General features: G+C 75.2%; 10 protein-coding genes. 2 read left to right on the top strand and 8 right to left on the bottom strand.

What is annotated here, in order from left to right; all coding sequences use genetic code 11:
* From IDM29_RS10540 to IDM29_RS10530, 3 genes are all read right to left on the bottom strand, one after another.
* The coding region (locus IDM29_RS10540) for a trimeric intracellular cation channel family protein (RefSeq protein ID WP_188037503.1) at positions 1 to 732 on the bottom strand (732 nt) is incomplete at its 3' end.
* Position 733: 1 nt separating this feature from the next.
* Positions 734 to 1,228, bottom strand: a complete 495-nt coding sequence (locus IDM29_RS10535) for a hypothetical protein (protein ID WP_182113395.1) — start codon at positions 1,226 to 1,228, stop codon at positions 734 to 736.
* On the bottom strand, positions 1,225 to 2,322 hold the full coding sequence (locus tag IDM29_RS10530; protein WP_182113396.1) for a lactate dehydrogenase: 1,098 nt from the start codon (positions 2,320 to 2,322) through the stop codon (positions 1,225 to 1,227). The genes IDM29_RS10535 and IDM29_RS10530 overlap by 4 nt, the downstream gene beginning before the upstream one ends.
* A 91-nt stretch (positions 2,323 to 2,413) precedes the next feature.
* Here IDM29_RS10530 and IDM29_RS10525 point away from each other — a divergent pair, with 91 nt between their 5' ends.
* Positions 2,414 to 3,559 carry a CorA family divalent cation transporter gene (locus IDM29_RS10525; RefSeq protein ID WP_182113397.1) on the top strand — a complete coding sequence of 382 codons (1,146 nt, stop codon included), beginning with the start codon at positions 2,414 to 2,416 and terminating at the stop codon, positions 3,557 to 3,559.
* A 4-nt stretch (positions 3,560 to 3,563) separates the two neighbouring features.
* Here IDM29_RS10525 and IDM29_RS10520 read toward each other — a convergent pair whose 3' ends face one another.
* The 5 genes from IDM29_RS10520 to IDM29_RS10500 form a co-directional block, all read right to left on the bottom strand.
* Positions 3,564 to 4,751: a M20 family metallopeptidase gene (locus IDM29_RS10520; protein ID WP_220458042.1), complete on the bottom strand. Its 1,188-nt coding sequence runs from the start codon at positions 4,749 to 4,751 to the stop codon at positions 3,564 to 3,566.
* A gap of 59 nt (positions 4,752 to 4,810) precedes the next feature.
* A complete protein-coding gene (locus IDM29_RS10515) occupies positions 4,811 to 6,058 on the bottom strand; it encodes an MFS transporter (protein WP_182113398.1) in 1,248 nt (415 codons plus the stop codon).
* A 94-nt stretch (positions 6,059 to 6,152) separates the two neighbouring features.
* Complete coding sequence (locus tag IDM29_RS10510) at positions 6,153 to 9,386, bottom strand: NPCBM/NEW2 domain-containing protein (protein WP_255491791.1); 3,234 nt, start codon at positions 9,384 to 9,386, stop codon at positions 6,153 to 6,155.
* 178 nt (positions 9,387 to 9,564) lie between these two features.
* The gene (locus tag IDM29_RS10505; protein WP_182113399.1) at positions 9,565 to 10,344 is read right to left on the bottom strand and encodes a class I SAM-dependent methyltransferase; all 780 of its coding nucleotides are present in this window, start codon (positions 10,342 to 10,344) and stop codon (positions 9,565 to 9,567) included.
* 34 nt (positions 10,345 to 10,378) lie between these two features.
* Positions 10,379 to 10,681: a DUF1905 domain-containing protein gene (locus IDM29_RS10500; protein WP_255491792.1), complete on the bottom strand. Its 303-nt coding sequence runs from the start codon at positions 10,679 to 10,681 to the stop codon at positions 10,379 to 10,381.
* Between the two features lie 170 nt (positions 10,682 to 10,851).
* Between IDM29_RS10500 and IDM29_RS10495 the strand changes: the two genes are divergently transcribed.
* The gene (locus IDM29_RS10495) at positions 10,852 to 12,219 is read left to right on the top strand and encodes an ABC transporter substrate-binding protein (protein WP_255491793.1); all 1,368 of its coding nucleotides are present in this window, start codon (positions 10,852 to 10,854) and stop codon (positions 12,217 to 12,219) included.
* Positions 12,220 to 12,331 lie beyond the last annotated feature (112 nt).

The raw sequence follows: 12,331 nt of genomic DNA, 5'->3' as shown, positions 1-12,331 counted from the left end.
GGCCTCGCCCGGCGCGGCCTCGGGCGGGACCTGCTGGCGCGCGGGATCCGCGCCGCCGACCCGCCGCCGGCGCGGCGGCCGCCACGCGCTCAGGCGGACGGTGTCGGCGTCGGGCAGCGTCCAGCTGCGCCAGCGCGCGACGATGCTGAGCCCCGAGCCGACGACGATCGCCGCGAGCAGGCCGAGGTCGTGCTGCCCGACGTGGTTCAGCCCGAGCATCGCGAGGCACGCGAAGACCGCCGACGTCGCGTAGAGCGTGTTGCCGCCGAAGATGGCGGGGACGCGGCCGACGACGATGTCGCGGATCATCCCGCCGCCGACCGCCGTCGTCACGCCGAGCAGCACGGCGGGTACGGCACCCAGCCCGACGTCGAGCGCCTTCGCCGCGCCCGTCGCGGCCCAGCACCCGAGCACGATGGCGTCGCCCACCAGGTACGTGCGCGTCCACCACCGGCCCCCGAGCTTGACGAAGAAGGCGACGACGGCGCCCGCGAGCGCGGTGGTCAGGTAGACCGGGTCCGTCAGCGCGACCGGGGGACCGGCCTGCAGGAGCGTGTCGCGCAGCATGCCGCCGCCCAGCGCGGACACGATCGCGAGGATCGCGAAGCCGACGATGTCGAACCGGCGCTGGCGGGCGATGGTCCCGCCGAGGACGGCGTTGAGGAACACCCCGACGAGGTCGAGCACGCGGGCGAGGCTGGGCACCAGGTCGGCGACCGGGCTGACGTCCATCTCAGGCTCCCCCCGACGCGCCGCCGGCGTCGTCGGCGGCCACCGGCGGCAGCACCGTCGTCGTCACCGCCATGGCGCCGTCGTCCCGCGCCGCGGCCAGGACCCGCTCGACCGCCGCGAGCGGGCCCTCGACCAGGACGGCGTTCCCGGCCGCGCTGTCGCCGGCCCACCGCACGTCCGCGGCATCGGGCCGGAAGACCGCCCCGGCGGGCATGTGGACGACGCCGGCCGCGCGCAGGCCCGGGTCGTCGGCGCGCCACACCTCGACGCCGCGGACGGCGGCCAGGCGCTCGACGGTGCGGACGAGCACGCGCGTGCGACGCTCGCTCGCGGTGAACGTGACGACGATCAGCCCGGCGTCGCCGTGCACCGCGCCCGTCGTCAGCGAGTCGAAGCTCACCCCGCGCGTCGAGAAGACGCTGGTCAGCGCCGTGAGGGTGCCCACGGTGTCGGCCCCGTGGACGAAGGCGACCCAGCGGGGGTCGTCGGCGCTCACGGGCGGCTCCCGGCGTAGGACGCGGCGTCGAGGCCCCACGGCGCGAGCATCGCGTCGATGCGCTCGACGGACGCCGCGAGCCGCGCGGCCTCGTCGGGCGCGGGTTCGGCGAGCAGCACCGTGCTCCACCCGTCGGGTCCGAGGACGACCGGTACCCCGACGACGCCGCGCAGCGGCTGCCCCGCCAGCGTGACCTCGCCGTCGAGCCGGACCTGGCCCGCGACGACGATGTCCCGGCCGTCGAGCACGGTGTCGACGAGGTCGATCGTCGCGCTCGCGGTGGCGGTGGCGGTCTTGGCGCCGCTCTGGTGGGTCAGCCACGGCCGCGCGACGACTCTCAGGTCCGGCGGCCAGGTCTCGATCAGCGCGAAGGCGGCGCCCGGGTCGGTCGCCTGCTCACCGAGCAGCGCGACCTTGGCCTGCTCGATCTCGGCGGCGAACGTGTCGAGCCGCCGGCCGCGCCGCAGCCGCTCGACCAGCGTGCGTCGCTCGGCCGCGTCGAAACCGCTCACGCGCACGGTGGACCACAGCGGCACGAGGTCCTCGCCGTGCTGACCGGCGACGAAGCCGCTCACCCGGTGCCGACGCACCCCGAGCGAGACGGCGACCTCGCGCCGGAACCGCAGCGTGTCGAGCCACGCGCCCATGCCGATGACGCGGTGCGCACCGAGCGCGCGGGACATCACGGCGACGCCGAGCTCGACCGGGTTGGACACGACCACGACGACCTCGTGGCCGGACCCGTGGCGCGCGAGCGCGTCGGCGACCTCGGCGAAGACGGCGTGGTTCTCGGCCGCGAGGACCGCCCGGTCCGGGGACGCCCCCGCGCGCGCGGGCGACGTCCGCCCCGCCGCGACCACGACGACGTCCGCCACCACGTCCTGCGGCCGCAGCGCGACGTCGAGCAGCGGTGCGTGCTCGTCGTAGGCGTCGACGAGGTCCTGCCGCAGGCCGTGCACCGCGCGCTCCGACGCGCCGCCCGCGCGGCCGACGAGCTGGAGCCGTGATGTCGTGGGCAGCACCCGGCGCTCGACCAGCTGCGTGCAGATCTGCCGGCCGACGTCACCCGTCGCGCCGATCACGGCTACGTCCACGCGCAAAGGCTATGTCTCCCGGCGCCGGGAGGGGCGGTGACGCCGTCCGGCACGACCCGCGGACCGCTGCGATCGGGGTCACACTGACGGGATGACGCTGCCCTCGGTGCGCCCGTCCGAGCCGGGAGGCGGTGCGCCCGTCCCGGCACGGGTCTGGGTCGACGGCACCGACGGCTGGCGGCCCTGGCGCGACGGCGGGGCGAGCGACCTGCGCGACGGCGTCCACGGCCTCCACGGGCCCGCGTGGGTGGTGGCCGAGGACGCCCCCGGGCTGCTGGCGGCGTGCGGGCTGCTCGGGGTGCACCCGCGGACCGTGGCCGTCGTCGGCCGCCACGTCCAGGCCGGCGGTCACCGCCGGGTGCGGGTCGAGCGCGGCGCCGGGGACGACGTCGTGCTCACGCTCCCGACCGTCTCCTTCGTCGCGCAGGACCGCGACGTGCGCACCGGCTGGGTCACCGGGCTCCTGAGCGGGGGGACGGTGGTCATGCTCGAGGAGGGTGACGCCGGGGCCGTCGCCGCCGCGGCGACCGGTCTGGTGGCCGACGGCTCCCGCGCGCACCACGCCGTCCACGCCGTCCTCGCGGGGGTGCTCCGCGCCGTCGTGGCGGCCGCGTTCGACGTCGAGGACGACGTCGCCGACGCCGTGACGGAGACCGAGAAGCTGGTCTTCTCCTCCGACCCGGGCGACGGGGTCGCGGAGGACGTCTACGCCCTCAAGCGGGAGATCGCCGAGGCGCGTCGTGCGCTCATGCCGCTGACCGGGGCCCTGCCGGAGCTCGTCGAGGAGCTCTCGTCCACCGGGGAGGAGAGCCGCGAGACGGCGTGGCTCGCCCGGGCGCAGGCCGCCGTCGACCGGCTCGACGGGCGCCTGGACCAGCACGACGGACTGCTCTCCGACATGCTCTCGGTCCACCTCGCCCGGGTCTCGGTGCAGCAGAACGAGGACATGCGCCGCATCTCCGCGTGGGCGGCGATCATCGCCGTGCCGACGTTCGTCGCCGGGCTCTACGGCATGAACTTCGAGTTCATCCCGGGGGAGCACTGGCGCTACGGGTTCGCGGCCGCGCTGCTCGTCATGGCCGCGTCGGCGGCGCTGCTCTGGGGTGGGTTCCGGCGGTCCGGCTGGTGGTGGGGGCGTGCGCACATTCGCCGACGGCGGCGCGGACCGGCGCCGCAGGCCCGCGCCCACCCGCCGCAGGCCCAGGCCCAGGACGGCCGACCGCCCGCGCGGCCGTGACGGCTCAGCCCTGCGCGAGCCGGTCCAGCGCGAGCCCCGCGAGCAGCGCCGCGGACACGGGGAGCGCGTCGTCGTCGAACCGGGCGTGGGGCGAGTGGTTGTACGCCGCGGTCGCGGGGTCGAGGTCGGGCGGCGTCGCGCCGACGAACACGAACGCCCCCGGCACCTGCTCGAGCACGTAGGAGAAGTCCTCGGCGCCCGAGATCGGCCGCGGCGCCTCCCGCCACGCACCCTGGCCCACGATCGCGGCGGTGAGGCGCGCGGCGCGCTCGACCTCGGCGGCGTCGTTGACGGTCACGGGGTACCCGCGCACGTAGTCCACCTCGGCCGTGAGCCCGTGCGCCGCGGCGACGTGCTCGACCACCCGGGTCAGGCGCTCGGGGATCACCGCGTGGTGCTCGGGGGAGAAGGTCCGGACGGTCGCGTCGAGCTCGGCCGTCTCGGGGATGACGTTGTCGATCGTCCCGGCGGCCAGGCGGCCGACCGTCACGACCACCGGGTCGTGCGCGTCGAACTGCCGCGTGACGGCGGTCTGGAGCGCGAGGACGATCTCGGCGGCCACGGTGACCGGGTCCGCGGCGTGGTGCGGCGTCGACCCGTGCCCGCCCCGGCCGTGCACCCGGACGTACATCTGGTCCGCCGCGGCCATGGCCGTGCCGGGACGCCCCGTGACGACGCCGGTCCGCTCGAGGGACGACACCACGTGCACCCCGTACGCGGCGACGACGCGGTCCCCGGCCGCGTCGAGCACGCCCTCCTCGATCATCAGGCGTGCGCCGTGCTGACCCTCCTCGCCCGGCTGGAACATGAGCACGACGTCGCCCGCGAGCTCGTCCCGGCGCGCGGCCAGCAGGCGAGCGGCGCCCACCAGGCCTGCGACGTGCAGGTCGTGGCCGCACGCGTGCATGACGCCGTCGTGCGTGCTGGTGAAGGGCTCGCCCGAGTCCTCGGTGACCGGCAGGGCGTCCATGTCCCCCCGCAGCAGCACGGCGGGCCCGGGCCGCGCGCCGCGCAGGACCGCTGTCACGGACGTCAGGCCGCGCCCGAGGGAGACCTCCAGGCCGAGCCCGTCGAGCGCGGCGAGCACGAGCTGCTGCGTGAGCGGCAGGTCGAGGCCGATCTCGGGGACCCGGTGCAGGTCGTGGCGCAGGGACGCGAGCCCGGGCGCGAGGGCCCGGGCGTCCGTGAGCAGGCGCTGCGCGGCGTCGTCGGGAAGGGTGCTGGGGCCCTGCGGGCCGGGGAGCGGCGAGGTCACGCCCCGACCGTATCGGGCGCGACCTCGGCGGGGTCGGGCAGGCCCGCGAGGAACCGGAAGAGCGCCAGCGCGAGCGCCGTCGCGACCACCCCGCCCACGAGGAGCGGCAGTGCGAGGTCGACGCGCGCCAGCAGGCCGCCGAGCAGGGCGCCGACCGGCGTCGTGCCCCACAGCAGCGTGCGCCAGGTCCCGTGCACCCGCCCCAGCAGGGCGCTCGGGACGAGGCTCTGCCGCAGCGAGACGACGAGCACGTTCCACACCGTGATGGCCGCGGACGTGAGGGCGAAACCGGCGACGCCGACCCAGAGGGTGGGCACCGCGCCCACGCCGATCAGGGCGGCGCTCGCCACGAGGTTGGCCACCGCCATGACCGGGCCGGTCCCGAAGGCTGTGGCCAGCCGCCCGACGACGAGGGTCCCGAGGATGCCGCCGACCGCGCCGGCCAGCAGGACGGACCCGAACCAGGCCTCCGGCACCGCGAGGCGGTCGAGCACGAACACCACCCAGGTCGCCGTCGCGGCGGCGAAGCACAGGCCCGTGGCGGTGCTGAGCAGCCACAGGGTCAGGAGCATCCGATTCCCCCGGATGAACCGGTAGCCGTCCACGAGCTGGCGGTACCAGCGGACGGCCGGCTCGCTCGTCGAGGCGCGGTGCGTGCCCGCCGCCGCGGCGGGCAGCAGGAACGCGAGCACGGCGGCGAGAGCGAAGACCGCCGCGCCGAGGCCCAGCGGGGCCACGACGGCGGCCGCGAAGAGCCACGACGTCAGCGGTGCGGCGGCAAAGTTCTGCACGACGAGCTCGCCCGCCTCGATCCGGGAGTTCGCCCGGTGCAGGTCCGTCCGCCCGACGAGGCTCGGGACGACGGCGCGCACCGCGCCGTCGTAGACGGTCTCCAGCGCGCCGTAGACGAAGACGACGGCGAGCAGCCACCAGATCGTCAGGGTCCCGGTCGCGACGAGGAGGACGAGCGCGAGGGCCGCCGCGGTCCGGGCGCCGTTCGCGAACCCGAGCGCGTGCCGGCGGTCGACCCGGTCGACGAGGACGCCGGCGGGGATGGCCAGCAGCAGCCACGGCAGCATGGCCGCGACCGTGACGCCCGCGACCAGGAGCGGGTCGTCCGTCAGCCGCGCCGCGAGCAGCGGGGCTGCGACGCGGCTGATGCCGTCCCCGAGGCTCGAGCTGAGGTTCGCCGTGAACAGGTTGGTGAACGCCGGCCCGAGACCCTGCCGACGCGCCCTGAACATCCGGTCAGCGTAGGGCGCCGGGCGCCGCGGGCGGCGGGTGGTCCGGTGACCCCGTCGGGCGGCAGGGAGCCGAGGCACCCTGCCGCCCGCGCCCTCAGGCCGCGGCGCAGACCAGCTGCGCCCCACCCCAGTCGGCGTGGTCGAAGTTCTTGCCGTTCGTGGCCTCGTGGGCGATCAAGGTCAGGCTCCGGACGCCCGTCACGTCGACCGAGAGCGGCACGCCGCCCGACGCGGACGTGACGACGCCCGTGTCCGCGAGCAGCATCCCGTCCCCGAGCACCTGGAAGCTCACCGAGCCTTCCTGCGTGACCTCGTCGTCGATGCCGACGACCGCCTCGAACGTCGTGCAGGTGCGGCCGAGCCAGGTCGTGAGCTGTCCGGTCGCGTGCATGCCGACGCCCTTGTCGAAGACCTGACCGGCGATGGTCAGCGGGTTGCCGTCGCCGCGTGCGGCCTCGCCGTTGGACTGGTCGCGCTCGACCGGTCCGTACCCGTTGGCCTCGCCCGTCCACTCGAGGTCGCTGACGTACGGCGACCCGGTCAGCCCGGCCGGCTCCGTGGGCGGCGTCGGGCCCTGCGCGTCGCCGCACCACACGCTCGCGTCGCCCCAGTCGGCGTGGTCGTTGTTCTTGCCGTCGCCGCCGTCGGTCGTGCGCAGCGTGAGCCGGTCGACCCCGGCGACGTCGACCACGAGCTCGACGGGCTCCGACGTCGCCCGCAGCACCGGGGTCTCGGCGAGCAGCCGCCCGTCGCCCAGCACCTGGAACGACACCGAGCTCTCCGCCGGCGTGCCGGCGCCATCGTCCGTCCCGACCACCGCGCGGAACGCGGTGCACCGACCACCGGCCCAGACCGTCACGGCGCTCGGGGCGTGCGTGCCGACGCCCTTGGCGAAGACCTCGCCCCGCACGGACAGGGGTCCGCCGGAGTTGGACAGGTCGCGCCGGTTGCTGGCCCACCCCGCGGTGTCCTCGAGCCAGGGCAGGTCCGAGACCCACGCCTGCCCGTCCGGTGCGTCCGGTGCGACGAAGACCTCGATCCCGTCGGCCGCGAAGACCTCGCGCCCGCCGGACGTGAACGCCGCGCCGACGGCGACCTCCAGGTCGCCGCGCACCGCGTCGGGCCCGACCGTCAGCGTCCAGGTCCCCTCGAGCACGTCGCCGGTGGCGAGCCGGTCACGCTCGACGGCGGCGCCGGTCATGGTCCAGCCGGCGGGCAGCCGCGGGCCGAACGACACGTCCGTGCCGTCGCCCGACGTCACGACCGCGCGGGCGGTGACCTCGAGCGTGTCCCCGACCTCGAGCTCGGCGACGTCCGGGTCGGCCGTGACGTCGAGCGTCGCGGTCGGCTCGACCGGCGTGAAGCAGGTGGTCCGGCCCTGGGCGGGGCACGCCACCACGACGAAGCCGCCGTTGGTCGCCGTCGGCAGGCGCAGCGTCTCGTGCGCCCGTCGCGTCGTGACCTGGGTGGCCAGCACGCTGCCGTCCGGTGCCCCGTCGGCTCCGGGGGCGTCGGTGATCGTGTGGACGAGCCATCGACCCGCGCCGAGGAAGCGCAGCGGCACGTCCAGCGCCGGACCGCTGCCGGCGCGCATGCCGCCGACGAACCACGTGTCGCCGCTGCGGCGCGCCTGCACGACGTGGCCGCCCGGGTCGCCCGAGAGCAGCTCCGTGCGGTCCCACGTGGTGGGCAGGTTCTGCAGCAGCCCCTCGGCGACCGGCTCGGCCGCGTACGCCTCGGGCTTGTCGGACATGTGCTGCCAGCCCGACTCGTACACCACGGCCATCGCGAGCTCGTGGGCCTTGGACGACGCGCCGCTGCCCCGCGAGAACGTCACCGGCGTCCAGTCCATCGAGCCGAGGACGCCCCGCGCGAACGGCACGGTGAGCGAGCGGCTCGGCGAGATCCCGTTCTCCGCCCCGCGCACGGCCTCGTAGCTCATGAGGTGCGGCCACGTGCGCTGCAGCCCGTGCGGCAGCGTGGACCCGTGGAAGTTGACCATCAGCTGGTGACGCGCGGTGTCCGCGAGGACCGCGTCGTACCACTGGTGGATCTCCTGGGAGTCCGTGTCCATGAAGTCGATCTTGAGCCCGGCGACGCCCCACTCGCGCAGGAGGGGGAGCCAGTGGTCACGCTGCTCCTGGGTCTGCAGGTCACGGCTGTGGAACCAGACGATCGTGTCGACGCCACGGGCGTTGGCGTACCGGGTCGTCCGCGGCACCCACTCCGCGCTCCAGCCCTCGTCGAGCAGCACGTACTCCCAGCCGTTGCGCGCCGAGAGGTCGACGAAGTCCCGCTGGCGCGCCTCGTCGCGCGGGCTGCCCCAGTCGGTCATCCACGACCAGCTCGAGACGCCCGGCCGGATCCACGACGTGTCGGTGTCGGCGAGGCGGCTCGGCGGCGCGAGGTCGTCGACCAGCGTCGACTCGACGACGGTCGCGAGGTCGCCCACGATCGCGACGCGCCACGGCGTCGCGAGGGGGCCGTCGTGCGTCACGGGGGTGGACTCGAAGAGCTCGAGCCCGTAGCTGAGCGAGCCGGCCTCGTGCGTGAGGTGGGAGCCCGAGTAGCGCCCGTCGACGTCGGCCTCCGTCAGCAGGGCGTAGCGGCCTGCGGTCTCGGCGAGGACGGGGAAGCCGATGTCCCCCGCGAGGTTGCCGCTGAGGGTCCGCTCCGCCCAGTCCGCCTCGTAGTTGACGGCGTAGCCGTCCTGGTTCCACACGGCCCCGTCCCGGGGGAAGGTCCAGCGGCCGCTCTCGGAGCTCACGGTGTGGGCGGCGTCGTCGGGCAGCACGTAGCGGTACGCGACGCCGTCGGGCGCCACGCGGACGACGACCTGCACGAGGGCGCCGGTCGCACCGCGGAAGGTGAAGGTGGACTCGATCGCGAGGTGCACGCGGTCCAGCCGCTTGCCCGTGGTCATGGAGTAGCGGTCGTGGACGAGGCGGACGTCCCGGTCGACGAAGCGCAGGTCGCGCGTGAGGTCGGCGTCGGCCGTCACCAGGCCGAGGGTCTGCGCCGTGACGACCGTCGACCAGCCCTGCGTCACGGTCAGCGCGAGCTGACCCGCGCCGTCCAGCGTGAGCGTCCCTCGCAGGAGGCCGAGCCCGGGCGTCGGCCAGCTGCGCTCACGGGCGCTCCCGGGGCCGCCGCCCTGCCACCGTCCCTGCTCCGACGCCTGCGCCGAGGACTGTGCCGCCCCCTGGCCGGGGTCGTGACCACCCGGTGGCGACGCGGCGGCCGGGGCCGTGAGGGCCCCCGCGGCCATGGCGAGGGCCAGCAGGGGGGTGAGGGTGAGCGCTCCGAGCCGTCGACGGCGTGATCGCATGCGGTGGTCTCCTTTGACCGGTCTGCGCGGCGGAGCGCCGGTGCCCCGCCGTCCCCCCGCGAGCGGCCGCGACGACGTCGCGGCCGAAGTCGACCCACAGGATCGAACAAGGACGATCAGCAATCGCGGGGACAGGCTCACTTTCGCACAAGAACGGACGCTGTCAACCCTTGATCGTTCAACCGTCGAGCCGGGCGACCACGTACGACGTCCGCCCCGACGCGAAGGCGTCGAACCCGGGCGAGCCCTCGAGCGCCGCGAAACGCCGCATGAGCGGGTGCACCGGCCTCGGCAGCCAGCTGCTGATGAGCGCCGCCTTGCGGGTGTCGTCGGCGCGCAGGGCCGCGACGACCTGCGGCGTGATGTCGTGGTGGGCGACGAGGCGCAGACCGTCCGCGGACAGGTCGGCGAGCAGGGCCGGCACGGCGTCGGCGGGACGGAAGTCGGCGAAGCAGAACGTGCCGCCGGGCCGCAGCACGCGCCGCACCTCGCGCACGAACCCCGACGGGTCCGGGTAGCAGTGCGAGGACTCGACGTTCACGACGACGTCGAACGACGCGTCCGGGAACGGCATGGCCTGGGCGTCGCCCCGCACGAACGAGAGCCCCGCTGCCCGACGGTGCCGTCGGGACAGCGCGACCGCGGACGCGGAGAAGTCGAGCCCGACGGTGCGCCGCGGGCGGTGCCGGCGGGCGATCCAGGCGCTCCCGCCGCCGCGGCCGGAGCCGACCTCCAGGACGTCGCGGCCGGTCAGCGGCGTGCCGTCGAGCGCGCGCTCGTAGAGCGCGATGCACAGCCGGTCCGGTTCGTCGGGCGGGTCCAGGACCAGGGGCTCCGTCCCGTCCGGCGCGGCGTAGCCGTAGTTCATGAAGGCCCACTCGGGCCGGCGCACCTGCGCGCCGAGCAGCTCGTACGCCGCCCGCCAGCCGAGCTTCCTGCCGCGGTTCGGGGTGTGCATCCGGCACGGTACCGCGCGGGTGGGACGGCCCGGGTCACACGTCGAGCAGCGTGATGGCGACCCGGACGACGTCGCCCGCCTCGACCCCCTCGGCGTGCCGCACGGCCTTCTTGATCGGCAGCACGTAGGTCTTCGCGGTGCCGTCGGGGAAGATCGAGGTCCGCCACCGGGAGTCCCCGAGACGCACCTCGACGCGCAGCGAGCCGAACCCGCGGGCGACGCCGCCCGCGACGTCGAGCACCTCGTCGGCGACGTCGGTCGGCAGGCTCACGAAGGTCCACGTGTCGGTGCGGCGCGCCTGCCACACCCACAGCTCGGCGTCGAAGTCGAAGACCACCGGTCCAGCCTGCCGTGCCTCGCATGCGGTTGACAGCCCCGGCACGGGGGGTGACCATGGAAAGCGCATTCCAGCGCGACCAGCACATGCCTCGCACATCCCGCCGTCCCGGACGCGCCCCTCGCGGGCGCCGGCAGCGTCGCCGCCCGGGCGAGACTCCTGGAGCACCCGTGCACCCTCTGAGCACCGCGACCCGAAGCACACGACCCGCCTCCCGGCCCGCGCGCCGTCACCGGACCGCCCGCCTCGGCGCCGGCCTCGCCGTCGGCGCCCTCCTGCTCGCCGGCTGCGGCCAGGGTGACGCCGGCGCGGGCGAGACCGCAGGAGGCGGCGGAGGCGACGAGGGTGGCGACGTCACCCTGCGCTTCGCGTGGTGGGGCTCGGACCACTACCACCAGATGTACCAGGAGGTCGCCGACGCCTTCATGGCCGAGCACCCGGACATCACGATCGTCCCCGAGTTCACCGACTGGGGCGGGTACTGGGACAAGCTCGCCACCACGGTGGCGGCGGGGGACACGCCGGACGTGCTCATGCAGGAGCAGCGGTACCTGCGCGAGTACGTGGACCGCGGGGTGCTGGCCGACCTGTCCCAGCACGACATCGAGACCTCCGGCATGGACGAGGCGCTCCTGGCCACGGGCGAGGTCGACGACGGCCTGTACGCCATCCCGACCGGGCTCAACGTCTTCTCGATCGTCGCCAACCCCCAGGTCTTCGCCGACGCGGGCGTCGAGATGCCCGACGACACGACGTGGACCTGGGAGGAGTTCCACGAGATCGCGACGGAGGTCGGGCAGAAGGCGCCCGACGGCGTGTGGGGCAAGCAGGACTGGGGCACGAACGACGCCGGCCTGAACGTCTTCGCGCGCCAGCACGGCGAGCAGCTGTTCACGGAGGACGGCGAGCTCGGCATCTCGGAGGACACCCTGACGCAGTGGTGGCAGATGTCGCTGGACCTGCAGGAGTCCGGCGGCCAGCCGCCGGCGTCCACGACGTCCGAGATGATGAACATGGGCCCGGAGCAGTCCCTCGTCGGCACCAACACCGGCGCGATGATGGCCGAGTGGACCAACCAGCTGACGGCGATCTCCGGGGCCGCGGGCCACGAGCTGGAGCTCCTGCGCTGGCCGGGGGAGTCCGACGGCGAGCGCACCGGGATGTACTACAAGCCCGCCCTGTACGCGTCGATGTCCGCCACCTCGGAGCACCCGGAGGAGGCCGCGATGTTCATCGACTTCATGCTCAACAGCGAGGCCGCGGGTGACATCATCATGGCCGACCTCGGCATGCCGGTGAACCTCGAGACGCGCGAGCGGGTCGTGGCCGAGCTCCCCGCGGCGGACAAGCAGTCGGCCGACTTCGTCGCGGACCTGGAGGACGAGATCGTCGACAGCCCGCCGGTGCCGCCCCAGGGCGCCGGGGAGATCGCGGCGATCCTCGGCCGGCTGAACGACGAGGTGCTGTTCGAGCGGCTGACCCCGCAGCAGGCCGCCGAGCAGTTCGTCGCCGAGGTCGAGAACGTCGTCGGTGGCTGACGGGCCGCGCCCCGAGCCGCCCGCACCCGCCGGGCGCCCGAGCGCGCTCGGCGGGTACGAGGACTGGCCCGCCTGGCAGCGCGGGGCGGCGCCGCTCGGCGGCGACGTCGCG

Source organism: Actinotalea sp. JY-7885, from assembly GCF_014525465.1.
Classification (GTDB): domain Bacteria; phylum Actinomycetota; class Actinomycetes; order Actinomycetales; family Cellulomonadaceae; genus Actinotalea.
The sequence above is the reverse complement of the archived record's forward strand: the minus strand, read 5'-3'. Positions and strand labels throughout refer to the sequence as shown.